Annotated in this window: 18 protein-coding genes; 8 read left to right on the forward strand and 10 right to left on the reverse strand. The window is 67.7% G+C overall.

What is annotated here, in order from left to right; genetic code table 11:
• Nucleotides 1-2: 2 nt before the first annotated feature.
• A complete protein-coding gene (locus ACFV4R_RS19325) occupies nt 3-548 on the reverse strand; it encodes a gluconokinase (RefSeq protein WP_377204138.1) in 546 nt (181 codons plus the stop codon).
• Nucleotides 549-738: 190 nt separating this feature from the next.
• On the opposite strand from ACFV4R_RS19325, the gene ACFV4R_RS19330 reads away from it, so the two are divergent.
• A complete protein-coding gene (locus ACFV4R_RS19330) occupies nt 739-1,473 on the forward strand; it encodes a FadR/GntR family transcriptional regulator (protein ID WP_377204137.1) in 735 nt (244 codons plus the stop codon).
• Nucleotides 1,474-1,477: 4 nt separating this feature from the next.
• Nucleotides 1,478-1,975, forward strand: a complete 498-nt coding sequence (locus tag ACFV4R_RS19335) for a hypothetical protein (RefSeq protein WP_377204136.1) — start codon at nt 1,478-1,480, stop codon at nt 1,973-1,975.
• A 113-nt stretch (nt 1,976-2,088) separates the two neighbouring features.
• On the opposite strand, the gene ACFV4R_RS19340 is transcribed toward ACFV4R_RS19335, so the two are convergent.
• Nucleotides 2,089-2,250 (reverse strand): hypothetical protein, encoded by a 162-nt coding sequence (locus tag ACFV4R_RS19340; RefSeq protein ID WP_261620077.1) that lies wholly within the window; start codon nt 2,248-2,250, stop codon nt 2,089-2,091.
• 551 nt (nt 2,251-2,801) lie between these two features.
• Complete coding sequence (locus ACFV4R_RS19345) at nt 2,802-3,206, reverse strand: hypothetical protein (RefSeq protein WP_377204135.1); 405 nt, start codon at nt 3,204-3,206, stop codon at nt 2,802-2,804.
• Between the two features lie 71 nt (nt 3,207-3,277).
• Between ACFV4R_RS19345 and ACFV4R_RS19350 the strand changes: the two genes are divergently transcribed.
• Both ACFV4R_RS19350 and ACFV4R_RS19355 read left to right on the forward strand, forming a co-directional pair.
• Nucleotides 3,278-4,171, forward strand: coding sequence for a hypothetical protein (locus ACFV4R_RS19350; protein ID WP_377204134.1), 894 nt, complete (start codon nt 3,278-3,280; stop codon nt 4,169-4,171).
• Nucleotides 4,172-4,348: 177 nt separating this feature from the next.
• Complete coding sequence (locus ACFV4R_RS19355) at nt 4,349-4,702, forward strand: hypothetical protein (protein ID WP_377204133.1); 354 nt, start codon at nt 4,349-4,351, stop codon at nt 4,700-4,702.
• Nucleotides 4,703-4,790: 88 nt separating this feature from the next.
• On the opposite strand, the gene ACFV4R_RS19360 is transcribed toward ACFV4R_RS19355, so the two are convergent.
• Nucleotides 4,791-4,994: a cold-shock protein gene (locus ACFV4R_RS19360; RefSeq protein ID WP_009372930.1), complete on the reverse strand. Its 204-nt coding sequence runs from the start codon at nt 4,992-4,994 to the stop codon at nt 4,791-4,793.
• A gap of 317 nt (nt 4,995-5,311) precedes the next feature.
• Here ACFV4R_RS19360 and ACFV4R_RS19365 point away from each other — a divergent pair, with 317 nt between their 5' ends.
• Nucleotides 5,312-5,740 (forward strand): TfoX/Sxy family protein, encoded by a 429-nt coding sequence (locus ACFV4R_RS19365; protein WP_377204132.1) that lies wholly within the window; start codon nt 5,312-5,314, stop codon nt 5,738-5,740.
• 2 nt (nt 5,741-5,742) lie between these two features.
• The gene (locus ACFV4R_RS19370; RefSeq protein ID WP_377204131.1) at nt 5,743-7,017 is read left to right on the forward strand and encodes a flavin-containing monooxygenase; all 1,275 of its coding nucleotides are present in this window, start codon (nt 5,743-5,745) and stop codon (nt 7,015-7,017) included.
• On the opposite strand, the gene ACFV4R_RS19375 is transcribed toward ACFV4R_RS19370, so the two are convergent.
• The 4 genes from ACFV4R_RS19375 to ACFV4R_RS19390 form a co-directional block, all read right to left on the reverse strand.
• Complete coding sequence (locus ACFV4R_RS19375) at nt 7,014-7,706, reverse strand: hypothetical protein (RefSeq protein WP_377204130.1); 693 nt, start codon at nt 7,704-7,706, stop codon at nt 7,014-7,016. The genes ACFV4R_RS19370 and ACFV4R_RS19375 overlap by 4 nt on opposite strands.
• A gap of 131 nt (nt 7,707-7,837) precedes the next feature.
• Entirely contained in the window at nt 7,838-8,530 is a 693-nt protein-coding gene (locus ACFV4R_RS19380) for a hypothetical protein (RefSeq protein ID WP_377204129.1), read from the reverse strand.
• A gap of 101 nt (nt 8,531-8,631) precedes the next feature.
• On the reverse strand, nt 8,632-9,687 hold the full coding sequence (locus ACFV4R_RS19385; RefSeq protein ID WP_377204128.1) for a 2,3-butanediol dehydrogenase: 1,056 nt from the start codon (nt 9,685-9,687) through the stop codon (nt 8,632-8,634).
• A gap of 40 nt (nt 9,688-9,727) precedes the next feature.
• Nucleotides 9,728-11,518 (reverse strand): NAD(P)/FAD-dependent oxidoreductase, encoded by a 1,791-nt coding sequence (locus tag ACFV4R_RS19390; protein WP_377204127.1) that lies wholly within the window; start codon nt 11,516-11,518, stop codon nt 9,728-9,730.
• Nucleotides 11,519-11,678: 160 nt separating this feature from the next.
• Here ACFV4R_RS19390 and ACFV4R_RS19395 point away from each other — a divergent pair, with 160 nt between their 5' ends.
• The gene (locus tag ACFV4R_RS19395) at nt 11,679-12,962 is read left to right on the forward strand and encodes a GAF domain-containing protein (protein WP_377204126.1); all 1,284 of its coding nucleotides are present in this window, start codon (nt 11,679-11,681) and stop codon (nt 12,960-12,962) included.
• Between the two features lie 45 nt (nt 12,963-13,007).
• On the opposite strand, the gene ACFV4R_RS19400 is transcribed toward ACFV4R_RS19395, so the two are convergent.
• Entirely contained in the window at nt 13,008-13,790 is a 783-nt protein-coding gene (locus tag ACFV4R_RS19400; RefSeq protein ID WP_377204125.1) for an SDR family oxidoreductase, read from the reverse strand.
• A gap of 189 nt (nt 13,791-13,979) precedes the next feature.
• Between ACFV4R_RS19400 and ACFV4R_RS19405 the strand changes: the two genes are divergently transcribed.
• Nucleotides 13,980-15,569 (forward strand): alkaline phosphatase D family protein, encoded by a 1,590-nt coding sequence (locus tag ACFV4R_RS19405; protein ID WP_377204124.1) that lies wholly within the window; start codon nt 13,980-13,982, stop codon nt 15,567-15,569.
• A gap of 93 nt (nt 15,570-15,662) precedes the next feature.
• On the opposite strand, the gene ACFV4R_RS19410 is transcribed toward ACFV4R_RS19405, so the two are convergent.
• Complete coding sequence (locus tag ACFV4R_RS19410; RefSeq protein WP_377204123.1) at nt 15,663-16,625, reverse strand: bile acid:sodium symporter family protein; 963 nt, start codon at nt 16,623-16,625, stop codon at nt 15,663-15,665.
• Between the last annotated feature and the right edge of the window lie 136 nt (nt 16,626-16,761).

The raw sequence follows: 16,761 nt of genomic DNA on the forward strand, positions 1-16,761 counted from the left end.
GCTTAGGAAGCGCGGGGCGCCTGGTCCGCGTCAAGGCCAAGGGTTTGCACGACGGCGGCGACCAGTTCCTCCGGTGAGCGGGAGATGTCGAGGCGGAGGCTGCCGGCGTCGAGCTCTTCCTGGTTCAGGGGCTCCAGCGTGGCCAGCTGGCTGGGCAGCAGCGTGGGCGGCATGAAGTGGCCTTCGCGGCCCTGCATGCGCTGGCCGATCAGGTCCGCGCCGCCGTCGAGGTGCAGGAAAATCACTCGTCCGCCGGCCTCGGACAGGAGGCGCCGGTAGCTCTGCTTCAGGGCGGAGCAGGTGAGGACGGTGCTCAGGCCATCCCGGGACTTGCCTGTCATCCAGTCCCTTATCTCACCAAGCCAGGGCCAGCGATCGTCGTCCTGGAGGGGAATGCCCTGGCTCATCTTGGCGATATTGGCCGCCGGGTGAAACTCATCCGCCTCGGCGCAGGCCCAGCCCAGCGTGTGGGAGAGGGCGGCGGCGAGGGTGGATTTGCCGGACCCGGCAACGCCCATCACCACGAGGTGCGTGGGTGGATACTGCATATCTGTACCTCCGGAGAAGACGTCGTTGGCTTTTGTAGAAGCTCCCTGCGGTGCCCAGCTGGCGTGGGCTACGCCATAAGGTATCACCTTTCGGAGCGATAAATACTATCTTTCAGTGTCACAAGTCATACCTTTGCACTTTTCGGCGGTATTCTGGAGGTGCGCTGCGGCGCAGAGAGAGGCGGCAGGAATGTCAACGGCGACAGTTGAAGAGACGGATGACGCGCACGACGGCGGCACGTCCGGAGCGATGCACGAGCGCGTCCTCGAGGCGGTGGGCATAGCCATAGCGTCCGCCAAGCTTCCGCCAGGCAGCCGGCTCACGCTGGAAGGGCTGCAGCAGGAGTACAAAATTTCCCGGACCGTTGCCCGGGACACCATGAAGGTCCTGGAGTCCATGAACCTGGTGTACTCGCGGCGCCGGGTGGGCATCGTGGTGCAGGAACGCGAGCGCTGGAACGTCTTTGACCCCAAGCTTGTCCGGTGGCGCCTCGCCTCCGAGCGCCGCGAGGTCCAGTACAGCAGCCTGACCGAGCTGCGCATCGCCGTCGAACCCATAGCCGCTGCCGGGGCAGCGCGGCGGGCCAGTGCCGACGAACGCGCACAACTCCTGGCCCTGGCCGGCGACCTGCGGCGGCTGGGCGAGGCCGGCGACCTCCAGAACTTCCTGGCGGCGGACATCGAATTCCACCAGCTCCTGCTGCGCAGCTGCGGCAACGAAATGTTCCGGGCGCTTGAAGGCATGGTGGCGGAGGTCCTGACCAGCCGCACCCAGCAGGGCCTCATGCCGTTCAAGCCCCGCAACGAGGCACTGCAGGCGCATGAGGATGTTGCTGCTGCCGTGGCCAACGGCGACTGCGCTGTTGCCGAGCGGGCAATGCTGCACATCCTCGACGAAGTCCGCGAGGCCATGGGGCTACGCTGAAACCATGAAAACGGGTTGGGGGATCCTGGGAACACTCGCTGCGGCCATGACGGGGGTACTGCCGCTGGCCGGCTGCATGAACTACGCGTGCCCGGCCATCGGCTGGTCCAATTCCTTGACCGTGACCGTCGAGGGGAACCCGGCCGCCGTCAGCGAAGTCCGGCTGTGCGACGAAAAGGACCGGTGTTCCCGGCCTGCTCCCACCCCCGCCGATCCCCTCCCCCTGCGCAGCGTGGCGCCCACCTTCGATCCGTCCACTCCCACACCACAGCCGGCGCCGGAATCTGAGTCCTATCCCCTTTTCACGGTCACCAGGGAGGGTGACACCTGGAATTTCATGATGGGGATGAGCGCTCCCCCGAGGGCCACCATCAGCGCCCTCGCGGCGGACGGAACGGTTCTGGCGGAGCAGAAGTTCGACCTGACGTGGACGCGCGTGGGCGGATCTGAACAGTGCGGCGGCCCCATGAGCACGCCGCCCATCGAATTGCGCGTGCCCTGACTCCGGCTTCCTGCGCACAAGCGACGGCGGGCCCGGCAACCGTGCCGGGTCCCGCCGTCGTACGTCCTGTCAATGAGCCCTACTGGTGTGAGCCCTCATGACGTGGGCGTGGCCTACATGCGCAGTGAGGCGTAGGGCTCGCTGGGGAGGTTTCCTGCCGACCATGGCGATCCCGAGCGGATGTCCGGGGTGTGTCCACGGCCGTCAGCCAGGATGGTGCAGATGGTTGCGATGAGTACCCAAAGAACGAGAAGCAGGAGGCCGAGCAGTTCCATGGTTGGTGCTTTCTGGTGAGTGTGCGGATGGGGCGATTTCAGTGTGTTCGGCCGGCGTGTGAGCAACCGTGTGACGGCCGCTGACGCCGCCAATCCCGCGGCGTACCATGAGCCCTATGGCCGAGAACTGGATTCGGCTCCTCGGTCCGCCAGCGATCGAGTCCCCCGGCACCACTCCCCCGCAGCCCCGGGGCCGCAAGGCCTGGGCGTTGCTGGCCTACCTTGCGCTGCAGGCCGATGGCACCGGCCGGTCCCGCACTGCTGCCCTGCTGTTTCCGGATGCGGCGGACCCGCTGGGGGCGTTGCGCTGGAACCTGTCGGAGCTGCGGCGGGCACTTGACGGCGTCACGGTGGCGGGCGATCCCCTGCGGCTGGATCTGCTGCCGCCGTGGCGCTGCGATGCGCTGGACGCGATGGACCCCGCCACCGGTCCGGGCACCGACCCGCGCCGCTTCACCGGGCAGTTGCTGGAAGGCCTGGCCTTTACGGACTCCCCGGTGTTCGATTCCTGGCTGGCGGACCAGCGCTACCGCCTGGACAATGTGGTCCAGTCACTGCTGTACGAGGCTGCCCTGGCGGCACTGGCATCGGACGCCGCCGGCGAGGCCGCCGAACTGGCAACCCTTGCCCTGGAGCGGGACCCCTTCCACGCGGACTGCAACGCCGTCCTGGTGAAGGCGCTCATAGCCGCGGGCGAGTACCGCAAGGCCCGCGCGCACGCCGTCCACTGCGGCAACCTTTACCGGCAGGAACTGGGGCTGCCGTTGCCGGCGGAGGTCCGCCGCGCATTGTTCGACGCGGATCCGGAGCCCGATCCCGGCACACCGGCCACTGCGGCAACCGTGCGGTCCTACCTGGATGCCGGCGGGGCATCGCTGTGGGCCGGGTCCGTGGACCGGGGGCTGGAGCAGCTGCGGCTTGCCGTCAGCCTGGCGCAGCATACGGGCAACAGCCATTTGGTGGCCGAGTCGCTGGTGACGCTGTCCGGGGCGCTGATCCACCAGGCCGGCGGGGCCGCGGCGCCGAGGTGGCGGACCTTCTCCACCGGGCGCTCCAGGCGGAGGGGCCCGACGGCGCCTCCCGGACCGCCGCTGCGGCGTACCGCGAGCTGGGCTACCTGTCCGTGCAGCGGGGTGTGCCGGACCGGGCCGCCGGGTGGCTGGACAAGGCCATGCAGGCGGCGGACGGTTTTCCCGACGAACAGGCCCGGATCCTGGCCATCCAGGGCATGCTGGCCTCAGACACTGCACGGTACGGGGCAGCTGCAGCGGCCCTCACGGAGTCCGGGAAACTGGCCGAGGCTGCCGGCAACCGACGGCAGCAGGCTTTCAGTGCGGCCCTCCTGGGCCGGGTGCACCTGCTCCGCGGCGAACTGGACCTTGCGGGAGCCATCCTGGACCGCGCCCTGGCCTGGATCGCGGAGGAGCATTGGACGGCATTCGAGCCGTTCGTCGCGGGGGTCCGCGGGGAAACCTACCTGGCCGCCGGGGAGATGGAGCAAGCCGCCGCGTTTATCGACCGGGCCTGGGTGATGGCGGAACTGGCGGGCGACCACTGCTACATGGCCCTAGCGGCCGGGGCCGAAGCGCGCCTCTTCGCCCGGCACGGCGACCTCGCAGCTGCGGAGCACTGGATCGACCGCGGCCTGGAGCCAAAGCCCTGGTACCTCTGGTATTCGGCCAGGCTTCTGGATACGGCCGCGGAAGTTGCCATTGCCATCCGGTCGCCGCGGGCCGCCGGCTTCGTGGACAGGCTCGGTGAGCTGGCCAGCCGGAGCGGGATGCGGGAGTTCGTGGTGCGCGGCCAGTCCCACCGCGCCGTGCTCGGCGACGAAGCCGCGGCGGAGGCCGTCCCCTGGCTGGCCAAGGAAATCGACAACCCTGCGCTGACGGCGTTCCTGGCGGAGCGCCACCCGGGGTAACGCAGCCCGGCTGAAGCGGCCCGGGGTGGCGGAGTGGCAGCCAGATAACCATTGCTGCACAATCCTCCCGATGTGCCTCCTTCCTGCCGGGACATTCCACGGGCCCGCGGACACTATGAGGTATGGAACGGTTGGGGGGGGAAACAGATGAGGTGCTGTGGAGCCGGGACGAGGGCCTTGACATGGCCAAATCCAGGCACGGATCCCCGGGCCGGAAACAAGCAGATTGAGGATCCTGTGGCGCTCTGCGCGTTCAACTGGGACCAGGGGCTGATGAACCCTGGCGGCGCCACGGATGACCTGATTCCGCCGGACTTCGAAGGCCCCGCGGCCCGTCCCCCGCAGGATCTGGAGACCGGCGTCACCGATGCACAGGGTAACCCTGCCACGGCCATGCCCAACAACTTCGGCCCGGGCCACTACGTTCCGGAACTTACTGCCTGCGTGGTGGACAATGCTGTGGCCATCATTCCGGGGCCGCACAGCGTCTGCGCCGAGCTGGGGATGCCTACGCTGGACGCCGGCAGCTGACGTGGCACACCCGGGTTAAGCAAAAGCAGGGCCTGCCCGAAGGCAAGCCCTGCTTTATGACACCTAACGGTCCCGGAACTCTAGGAAATTAGAGAGCCTGGATGTTGGTGGCCTGGGGACCCTTGGGGCCCTGCTCGGTGTCGAAGGAAACCTTCTGGTTCTCTTCGAGGGAGCGGAAGCCGTTGGAGTTGATCGCGGAGTAGTGCGCGAAAACGTCCTGTGAGGAGTCGTCCGGGGAGATGAAGCCGAAGCCCTTTTCAGCGTTAAACCATTTGACGGTACCAGTAGCCATTATTTTTGTCCTTCGTGAAGGTGGAGGGAACGTCCCGACTTTCGGGCCCTCCGGCGTGGGGTGTTCAAAAACCGCTACTTCAGAAGAACACGGGCTTTCGACCGTGCGTACTGCCTGAACTACCAACTGCATAAACACAACAACATGTACCACACTACAGGAGTTTCCGGCGCTGCCGAACCACGGCCGGTACCCGCCCTGATGACAGCAGCAAGCATTCCCAAAATGCAGGGCGTTGCTCCCCCTCGACCCCGGTACCCGCCCAGGCATATCCTGCATCCAGATCCACTCCGCCCCTATTCCGGGAGATGACACCCATGGAGATGCCCAAAGCTTCGGAGCAGGACAAAGAACGGTTCCGGCGTGTGGTGCCGGACCATCCCGACGTCGTGGTGAAGCCAATGTTCGGCAACCTGGGCGCGTTCATCAACGGCAACATGTTCGCGGGCCTGTTCGGATCCACCATCGGCGTGAAACTCTCCGACGCGGACCGGGGCATCCTGGAATCCTCCGAGCGGACCGTACCGTTCGGACCCGCGGAGCGGCCGATGGGCGGGTACACCGGACTGCCGGAAGTCTGGAACGAAGAGGGCGACGGCGACGACACCCGTGCCAGGGCCTGGGCCGAAAAAGCCCTGGGCTACATCGCCACGCTGCCGCCCAAGCAGCCCAAGGAACCGAAGGCCACCAAGGAACCGAAGGCCCGGGCGCCACGGTCCGGCACCCCGCGGGCAGCCGCGAAGTAGCCATGTCCTCCCCCGCAGCCTCCCGGCAGGAAACCAACACAGTAATAGTGGGTGCCGGACAGGCCGGCCTCGCCACCAGTTACTGGCTCAGCCAGCACGGGGTGGAGCACCGGCTGCTGGAACGGCGGCCAGCGCTGGGCGGGGCGTGGCAGGACCGGTGGGATTCCTTCTACCTGAACACCCCCAACTTCTCCCTGGACCTGCCCGGCAAGGCCTACGCCGGGTCCGAACCTGACGGGTTCCAGCCGCGGGACGCCACCATCGGCTGTTTCCGGAACTATGCGGAGGACATCGCGGCGCCGGTGAAGCTGGGAACCGCTGTCACCCGGATCTCCCCGGCGGATGGCGGGTTCACGGTGGAAACGGACCGTGGCGCGTGGGCTGCCCGCAACGTCGTCCTGGCCAGCGGCGCGTTCCAGCGGCCGCGGATCCCGCCGGCCGCCGTCGGCATCTCCCCGGACGTGCTGCAGCTGCACAGCCACAGCTACCGCAACCCCGGCCAGCTTCCGGACGGCGCGGTGCTGGTGGTGGGGACCGGGCAGTCGGGCGGGCAGATCACCGAGGACCTGCTGGACGCCGGCCGCACGGTGCACCTGTCCGTGGCGTCGTGCCCGGAGGCGCCCCGGCGGTACCGCGGCAAGGACGTCTTCCACTGGATCATGCAGGTGAACGTGCACGGGCCGGAGTACGGCATCAACGCCCTGCAGGTGGATCAGCTCCCCTCCCCCGCGGGCCGGTTCATGTGCAATCCGCTGCTGTCCGGCAACGGCGGCGGCCGCAGCATCCGGCTGCGGTCCCTGGGCCGCAGGGGCGTCCGGCTGCACGGCCGCTTCGAGGGAATGCACGACGGCGGTCCCGTCTTCACGGACGATCTCGCCGAACGCCTCACGCTGGTTGAGGCCGGCTTCGGCCAGCGGCTGGGCCGGCTCTCCGACGCCTACATCGCAGCTGCCGGCATCGACGCCCCGGCGGCCGATGTCCCTGAGCCTGACAATTGGCTGCCGTCCGAGTCCGGATCCCGGCTGGACCTGGCGGCGGAGGGCATTACGTCCGTGATCTGGTGCACCGGCTATGGATTGGACTTCAGCATGCTGGACCCGGCCCTCGACCTCCTGGATGAGTGGAACTACCCCCGCCACCTGCGCGGCGTGACGGAGCACCCGGGCCTGTACGCCGTCGGCCTCCCCTGGCTGACCAGGCACATCTCGGCGACGCTTCCCGGGGTGGGCCCGGACGCCGAGTACGTGGCGGAACACCTGGCGTCGCGTACCGCTTAGCCGGGGCCGTCGACCTTGCGGTGCCTGCCGGTCCGGGCGAGGAACGCGTAAACCACCAGCGCAATCCCGGCCGCGATCATCACGGCTGGCACGGCAATGTCCATCGGAATCAGGAGCGCTGACGCCTGGAGGGCCATGATCACGCCGAGCACCGCGAGGACACCGGCCGGAATCAACGGCCATTTGAGATGGCCGGCGCCTGAGCTACTGACATCGGAGGAGCGGACCGGAACCAGGGTCAGCACGCCGAAGGTGGCCGCCAGGCCCAGGAACAGCACAGCGGCAATTGGTGTGCCCTGGAACGCCGGCGGCAGGGCCACAATGACGGCCAGGGTCAGCATCACCCCGGCCGGGATGATGGCCCACCAGTTGTCCGGGACGCGGACGTAAACGGCGCCGAAGCCGGCACCCATGAAGAGGAACAGGAAGCCCGCGGACGCGCCGCTGCCGGTGAGCTCAGCGGAGGTGACCACCGCGGCGAGGCCAAGGAACACGGACCCGGGGATGGCCGCCCACCAGTGCTCCCGGCGTCGGACGAAGACGGACAGGAACAGGACACCGGCGGCAGCAAACACCAGCGGCGCAACGATCGCCCCGCTGTCAAGGACGCCCACCCGGTCCAGCATCAACAGGACACCGAGCATCATCAGGACGATGCCGGCGATGATGCTCGCGTTGGCCTGTTTCACCGTGTACCTCCCGGAGCCGGGCAGGCGGCAGGGTGCCGCTGCTGCCTTCAGGCTAGGCTCCGGCCGGCAGCGGCAGGTAGGGCCCAAAGCCCCGGCACCGCCCCGGCGGTACGTGCGGGAAACCAAGCTGCCTACTTCAGGCTCAGCACCTCGTCGATGGGGCGGCCGTTGACGTACACCTGCGCACTGGTGGCGCCGGAGGCGGCCATCGCCGTGTACTCCAGCTGTGCCTTGGCCCGCGGAATGTCGCACACACCGCCCAGCATGAACTGCCCGGTCAGCCAGATGGTGATGGTACTGCCGTTCAGCTCACCGGCCACATACGTCAGGTTCGACTGATACAGCGCGTTCACATAACCCGATTCGCCCAGTGTGTAGGTCTTGTTGGCGAGCAATGCCTCGATGCTCGGCCGCACCTGGTCCGTGAAGCGGACAGGTGCCGTGGTGATGGGAACCACGCTGTCTCCGCACCCGGTCGTGGGGCCCGGGCCGCCGTATCCGATGCCGATGTAGTACACGGTCAGCGGTCCCGTTTGTTCCGGCAGCCCGGTGGGTTGCGGTTCCTCCGTCGCAGGCTGGCTGGCGGGAGCGGACGACGGCGGCGCGGCGGCGCTGGTGGTGGGCGCGGCTGAGGTGCTGGACGGCGTCGTCGTGGCGGGGGCCGCCGTCGTGCTTGGACCCGTGGTGCCGGTCGCGCTCGCGGTGGGCGCTGGCGCGGCAGAACTGCCCGTGGGCGTCGGCGCGGGAGGGCCGAAGCAGCCTGTGAGCACCATCAGGCCGCTGAGCCCCAGAATGCCAAGAACCGGATGCCTGGGCCTGGTCATGATGCCCCCTTGAATGTGGGCCTGCGGGGTGCGGGACCCACCTTCAAGCTACGCCGGAGGGTTACTCCAGAACAGGGACTAAAGTCCGGCGGCGCACACCACTACGGGTGCACCAGCACCTTCACCGCGGTGTCCTTGTGGTTGATGAGGGTGTCGAAGCCCTGCTCCACCAGGTCCTCCAGCGCGATCCGGCCGGTGATGAACGGCTTGAGATCCACTCTGCCCTCCTGCACCATCCTGATCACGGCGGGGTGGTCTCGGACGTAGGCGATGGTGCCGCGCAGGTCGATCTCCTTGAGCACCAGCTTCTGCATATCGATGGTGGCTGGCGCGCCCCAGATGGACACGTTGACCACCACGGCGCCCGGACGGACGGCGTCGAGCATGGTGTCCAATACCGCGTTCACACCGGCGCACTCGAACGCGACATCAGCCCCGGTCCCGCCGGTGAGCTCCCGCACCCGGGCCGGCACGTCCTCCTTGCTGGGGTCCAGCACATGGTCCGCCACCCCGCTGGAAGTGGCCTTCTCCTTCCGCGCCTGGGTGAGTTCGCTGATGATGGTGGTCACGCCCATGCCTTTGAGGACAGCCGCGGTGAGTAGGCCGATAGGACCGGACCCGCCCACCAGCGCAACATCGCCTTCCTTCACGCGGCTTCGCGCCACCGCGTGGTGGGCCACGGACAGCGGCTCGATCAGCGCCGCCTCGTCCAGCGGGATGTCCCCGATGGGGTGCACCCACCGCTGGTCCACCACGATCCTCTCGCTCAGCCCTCCCCCGCCGCCGGACAGCCCGATGAACCCCATCTGGCGGCACAGGTGGTAGCTGCCCGCCTGGCACATGTCGCAGTCACCGTCCACGAAGTAGGGTTCGACGACGACGTTGTCACCCACTGCCAGTCCGTCCACGCCTTGGCCCACTTCGGACACAGTCCCGGAGAATTCGTGCCCCAGGGTCACCGGGGATTCCTCGTGGGACACCGGGTGTGGGTGCCCCGGGGCGGGGCAGAAGATGGGCCCTTCCAGGTACTCGTGCAGGTCGGTGCCGCAGATGCCGCACCACGCGACGTCGATCTTCACCGCCCCTGCCCTGAGCTCCGGCTCCGGGACGTCCTCGATGCGGATGTCCTTGCGGGCGTGGAAACGTGCTGCCTTCATGATGGTCCTTTCATGGGTTTCGGTGGGTTCAACCGCCGGCTCAGCGGGTGTGGTGGCTGGGCTGCAATTCGTAGACGGGGGTGTCCAGTCCTTCCATCCGGGCCTTCAGCTGCAGCGCCAGGTAGGCGGAGTAATGCCGGCTCTGGTGCAGGTTGCCGCCATGGATCCAGAGCTGCGGCACGTTGGTGGGCTTCCACATATTGCGCAGCTCCCCCTCCCATGGGCCAGGGTCTTTTGGCGTGTCTGAGCCATACCCCCAGCACTTTCCTACCTGGTCCGCGACCTCGGGCGAAACCAGGTCCGCCAGCCAGCCGTTCATGGAGCCGTAGCCGGTGGCATAGACAATCAGGTCCGCCTCCAGTTCGGTGCCGTCGTCCATCACCACCGCGTTGCCGGTGATCTTGGTGACCTGCCCGGTCCTCAGCTTCACCCGGCCGTCGATGATCAGCTGGGAAGCGCCGACGTCAATGTAGTAGCCGGAGCCGCGCCGCAGGTACTTCACGAACAGGCCGGACCCGTCCACGCCGAAGTCCAGGTCGAACCCGGCGGCCTCCAGCTGCGAGTAGAACTCGGCATCCCGGGACGCCATCTCCTGGTACACCGGCACCTGTGCTTCCGGGAGGATGCGCATGGGCAGCGAGGCGAACAGCAGATCGGCCTTCTCCGTGGTCACCCCTGCCGCGAGCGCCCGCTCCGAGTACAAGTCCCCCAGCGCCAGGTCCATCAGGGACTCGCTGCGGGCGATGTGCGTTGAGGAACGCTGCACCATGGTGACGTCGGCGCCGTGCTCCCAGAGGTCGGCGCAGATATCGTGGGCCGAGTTGTTGGAGCCAATCACCACGGCTTTCTTGCCCGTCCAGTCCCCGCCGCCGGTGTGCTGGGAGGAGTGGCGCTGCTCCCCAAGGAAGGACTCGGCGCCGTCGAACGTGGGAATGCTCGGGTAGCCGGACACGCCCAAGGCGAAGATCAGCTGCTTCGGCCGGAGCGTCACGGGTTCGCCGTTGCGAAGGACGCTGACCTCCCATTCCTGCGTGCCGTCGTCGTACGCTGCCCCCACGCACTCGGTGCCGGACCAGTAGTTCAGCTCCATGATGCGGGTGTAATGCTCCAGCCAGTCGCCGATCTTGTCCTTGGCGGCGAAGACGGGCCAGTCGTCCGGGAACTTCAGGTAGGGCAGGTGGTCGTACCAGACGGGGTCATGCAGGTGCAGGGACTTGTAGCGGTTCCGCCAGGAGTCGCCGGGGTTCTGGTTCTTTTCGATGATGATGGTGGGCACGCCCAGCCGCTTCAGCCGGGCGGCGAGGCCGATCCCACCCTGGCCGCCGCCGATGATCACGCAGTAAGGCTGCTCCTGGTAGCCGAGCCTGGCTTCCTGCTCTTCCTTGAGTTCCTTCCAGGACCGCCGGCCGCGGACAATCTCGTGGGCCACGCCCTGCTCGCGCCGCGGACCCTTCTTTTCCTCGAAGCCCTTGAGCTCCTGCATGGTGGTCAGCAGCGTCCAGCATTTGCCGTTCCGGAGCCGGAGGTGGCCGTAGCCGCGGGCGTCACCGGTTTCGAACGTGATCCAGGCTTCCGCGCTGTCTGCATCTCCGGTGGCGTCCTCGGCGAGCGCCCAGTTGGTGGGCTGCACGCGGTCCAGCGTGGACTCCAGCATGCGCCGGATGTCCGCCTTTCCCTCGAGGGTTTTGAGGTTCCATGTGAATGCCACGAAGTCCCGCCAGTAGCTGTCGTCCTCGAAAAGCTCAAGTGCTGCGTCCACGTCGCGCCGTTGCAGCGCCTCGTCCAGGCCGCCGAGCCAGGCCTTGGCGGCGGCGGTGGGTGTTTCGGTCATCTCCACTCCTTTGTGTTGGTGCTTGGCCGCCCTGTCCCGCCGGGGTGCTGCGATATGCTGAGGCGGGCGTGAGCTGCATCACTAGTGGAACGCGGCGGGGGTAACAGGTGCGTTACACGCCCACCGGACTGGCAAGGACGCCGGCGGCGAGGAGGACACGGTGGACTACGGTCAGAGGTTTTCGGACCCGGCACGGTATGCGCGGACGCTGCGGCGCGCGCACGAGCTGGTCATATCCGGTGTCTCGCGCCCCGAGATCCCTACTAGCCTGGTCGCCTCCTGGCACAGGTCCATGGCGCTGGGCATCAGCCCGGACCAGCACAGCCCGCGGCACCTGCACGATGTGTCCGAGGTGCTGGAACTGCGGCGCGCGCACCGGCTGCAGCGGGTCATGCCGGCGCTGCACGAGCTCCTGGCGGACGACTCGCGGGACGGGCGCCACCTCTTGGTGCTCACCGATGCCGGCGGGGAAATCTTCTGGCGGGTGGGCAGCCCCGCCGTCCTGCGCCGGGCCGACCATCTGGAGTTCCTGGAGGGAGCGGACTGGTCCGAGGCCGGGATCGGTACCAACGCCATCAGCGAGGCCCTGGTGACCGGCGGTGCCGTGCAGCTGTTTTCCGCCGAACATCTTGTGCGCACCCACCACGAGTGGGCCTGCACCGCCGCGCCCATTACGGACCCTGCCACCGGCGAAGTGCTGGGCGTCCTGGATGTCTCCGGCCCCCTGGACACGATCAGTGCGGACACGCTGCGGATGGTGCGGTGCGCGGTCCGGGTGGCGGAATCGCTCCTGGGAACGCTCGACGGCGGAGCCTCCTTGGCTGCGTCATCTCCCGTCCGCGCTCGGCGGTCAACGGCTCCTGATGCCCAGCCGGCCGCCGTCGTAACCTCCCTTGAACTGCTGGGTGACAAAGCTGCGGCGGTATTCGACGACGGCAGCCGAACCACCCTCACGCTCCGCCGGGCCGAGATCCTGGCTCTACTGGACTCCCGGTCGCAGGGTTGGTCCGCGGAGGAACTGGCCTACGAACTGCACGGGGACTCGGGAACGCCGCAGGCCATCCGAACCGAAATGTTCCGGGTCCGGTCACTGGTGGGCGGCGCCGTGGAATCCAACCCCTACCGGCTGGCGGCAAGCCTGACCGGACGCTCCGACTCGGGCCGGGTGCTGCGGCTGCTGCGTGCTGGCCGGGTGGCCGAAGCGCTGGAGGCTTACCGCGCTCCCCTGCTCAGCCGGTCAGGAACCCTGGCCGTGCAGCTGCTGCGGGACCAGATGGACCTCGCCGTGGGGTCCGCCGTTCGGGCCAGCGGGGACGCCTCCTTGCTGGTGCGTTGGCTTTCCACGGACATGGGGGCATCTGATCCGCTGGCCGTCGAGGCGCTGCGCCGGATCGTGGGACGCGACGATCCGGGATACCTGGCTTTCCGGGCTGCCTGTGACTGACAGTCAGTCTTTTGAGCCTGTTCGTAGCCAGAGGGGCCCTGCTGGTCACCACACGGTGTCGCCGCGCAGCACCACGTCGCTGCCGCCGTCCACGTAGATGACCTGCCCGCAGAGGTGGGAGTTTTCGGGGCTGTTGAGCCAGGCCATCAGGCGGGCCACCACCATCGGTTCGGCGATGCCGTTCAGCGGCATGGGGACCATCTTGAGCAGCGACTCCCGCTCCTCTTCCGTGTCGATCAGGTCCGCCGTCATGGGCGTGGCGATAATGCCGGGTGAAACGGCGTTCAGCGGGATCCCGGCACCGGCCCAGTCGGCCGTGGCAGCATGCCGGCGGACCCAGCGGGAGAGTGCCAGCTTGGTGGACACGTAAATGAGCCCGCCGGTGACGGCCGGTTCCTTGGCCAGGACCTCGGCGCGGGTCAGGGCTGCCGGCTCGTCCCCTGCGGCCAGCAGCGCCACGAGCTCATCGTCGCTGGCCATGAGGGCAGCCATCGAGGAGACCAACAGGGCCCGCGGCGCGTCCGAGCCGGCCAGCAGCGGGCGGAGTCCGTTCAGTGTTGCGAGGGTGCCGAAATAGTTCACCGCCACCGTGGCGGGCGCCGGCAATGCGAGCCCGGCCACGGCGTAAACGGCGTCGATGGTGCCGCCGCTGGCGTCCCGCACCGCGTCCACCATTGCGGAACGGCCGCCTGGGGTGGAGAGGTCTGCCACGACGTCGGCGTCATGGAGATCAACGCCGATGACGCGCTCACCGCGTTCCTCAAGCAGCTCCTTAGCGGCCTTACCAATGCCGGATGCTGCGCCGGTGATGACGGAGGTGCGGGCCATGGCAACGTCCTTACACGGGCCGGATGGGGTTGGCAACCACTCTTCCCGGTTGCCCGCGGCCGGGCCAGAGTCCAAGGACCCTGCAGGCACTTCCGGTCCGGCACGCAATCGACTGATCTTGTCACGCAGTTAACCCGCCATTCACATTCCCCAAGGAACCTGTCCAACCGGCCTCCCTAGGTTCGAAGCATGGACAATATTTCCCGCAGAACCCTGATCTCCGCCGGCCTGGGCGCAGGCATCGTCGCCGCCCTGCCGGGTGCCGCCGTCGCGGTTTCCACCGCTGACGACGCCGGCCTCCGCACCAACCCCTTCCTGCTCGGCATCGCGTCGGGCGAGCCGTGGCCGGACGGCTTCGTGCTCTGGACCCGCCTGGCGCTAAACCCCGTGGCCGAGGACGGCCTGGGCGGCATGCCCGCACGCAACGTTGCGGTGCAGTGGGAAGTGGCCGAGGACGAAAGCATGCGCCGGGTAGTAGCCCGCGGCGTCGAGCACGCCCGGATCGAAACCGCGCACTCGGTACACGTGGAGCTGCGCGGCCTGAAAGCCGGCCGCGAATACTTCTACCGGTTCCGCACCGGCAGGCACCTGAGCCCGGTGGGCCGCACCCTCACCTCCCCTGCCCTGCACGAGACGCCCGCCGCGCTGGCCATGGCGTTCGCCAGCTGCGCGCAGTACGAACACGGCTACTTCACCGCCTACCGGCGCCTCGCCGAGGACCACCCGGACCTGGTGCTGCACCTGGGCGACTACCTCTACGAGTACAAGAAGGGCAGCTACGTGATCGGCGGGGGCAACCCGCGGGACCATGAAGGCCCGGAGACCGTCGCGCTGGAAACGTACCGGCAGCGCCACGCTCAGTACAAGGCCGACGCCGACCTGCAGGCAGCGCACGCCATCGCACCGTGGGCAGTGGTCTGGGATGACCACGAAGTGGACAACAACTGGGCGGATGAGGTGCCGGAGAACAGCGACGCCGGCCAGCTCAATGACACCACGGAGCACTTCCGCCAGCGCCGCGCCGCCGCCTTCCAGGCGTACTACGAGAACATGCCGCTGCGCCCGTCCTCGCTGCCGGCCGGGCCGGACATGAAGATCTTCCGGAAGATCCAGTGGGGCCAGCTGGCCAACTTCCACATGATGGACACCCGCCAGTACCGCGACGACCAGCTCGCCGGCGACGGTTGGAAGAAGAACGTGGCCGGGCGGCTTGCGGAGGACCGCACCATCACCGGCGCCGAGCAGGAGAAGTGGCTGCTGGACGGCTTCCGGAACTCCACCCAGCGGTGGGACGTCCTGGGCCAGCAGGTCTTCTTCGCCGAGCGGGACCGCGCCCAGGCCCTGGACGTGGACGATGTCTCGATGGACGGCTGGGACGGTTACGTGTCCTCCCGGCGCCGCATCACCCAGGGCTGGGTGGACTCCAATGTCCGCAACGCCGTGGTCCTCACCGGCGATGTGCACCGCAACTGGGCCAACGACGTCAAGGTGGACTACAAGGACCCGACCTCCCCCGTGGTGGGCTCCGAACTGGTGTGCACGTCCATCACCTCAACCGGCAACGGCACGGGCTCCACCACCGATCCCGTCATGGCCTGGAACCCGCACCTGAAGTTCTACAACGACAACCGCGGCTACGTGAACACCCGCATCACCAAGGAATCGATGACCGCGGACTTCCGGGTCCTGGACCACGTCACGACGCCGGGCGCACCGGTCTCCACGAAGGCCTCCTTCGAGATCCGCGACGGCGTCCCGGGGCTTCAGGCGCGGGGCTGACCTTTCGCGCGGCGCGTTTGCGTGACTTTTTGGGGCCAGCCCGGCCGGAACTCCCGATCTTGTGGGGGTTCCGGTTCCGGCGCTCGCCGTTGGTTACGCAAACGCGTCGAGCGGGGCCTTGCCAACAGCCTGTCCGGCCCGTTTGGCCAACCGGCGGGCGATCGCCGCGCACACGATCAACTGCATGGCGTGGTACATGATGACTGGCAGGATCACCACACCCGCAAGTGGCCCGTGGAACAGGATGGCCGAGAGCGGCAGCCCGCTGGCGAGGCTCTTCTGCGAGCCGCAGAAGAGGACTGCGGTGGCATCAGCACGTCCGAAGCCCAACCTGCGTGCCGTCAATGATGTCGCGGAGAGCACCAGTGCCAACAGCGCTGCACAGATCCCCCCTGTCACAGCCAGCTGGGCAGGCGGAATCTGCTGCCACAGACCGCCGGCCACGGCCGCTCCGAAGGCTCCATACACCACCAGGAGGATGGCGCTGCGGTCTACCACCTTCAGCGGCTTCGCCCGACGGACGGTCCACCGCGCCAACGGCTTATGAAGCAGCTGCCCCGCCACGAACGGCGCAAAGATCTGCAGCGCTATCTTGAACACCGCGTCCGTATGCAGGCCGCCGAAGGAACCCAACACCAGGGCAGCCAGGAGGGGTGTGGCCACCACCCCCAAGAGGTTGGAGATCGAGGCCGCGCACACGGCCAACGCAGTATTTCCCCCGGCGATGCCGGTGAAGGTGGTGGCGGTCTGTACCGCCGTCGGCAGCATCGTCAGAAAAAGCAGTCCTGCAACGAGCTCGCGCGAAAGAAGCCATGAGGAACCGGCAGCCACGCCGAGTCCGAGCAGCGGAAAGACGGCGAAGGAAAACGCAACAATGACGAGGTGCGGCCGCCAGGCCTTCACGCCCTGGAGCGCAGCCGACGGCGGTAGCCTCAACCCGCTGATGAAGAACTGCAGACCTACGGCGATCCCCGCGGCGGTGGAAAACACCGGGCCCACCCAGCCCCTGGGCGGCCACAGCGCGGCTACGGCAAGAGTGGCCAGAAGCAGCAGCACAAAGGGATCAATCCATCCGAATTGTCGGCGCACCGAACCGGAACGTGTCCGTATTTTTCCCATCGAACAGTCATCCTTACGTCGGCAGTACGGTTAAGAATACTGTAGACAGTTTGACGAAACGGCTCCCTGTGTA

This window comes from Pseudarthrobacter sp. NPDC059871 (assembly GCF_042731175.1).
In the GTDB taxonomy this organism is placed as follows: Bacteria; Actinomycetota; Actinomycetes; order Actinomycetales; family Micrococcaceae; genus Arthrobacter.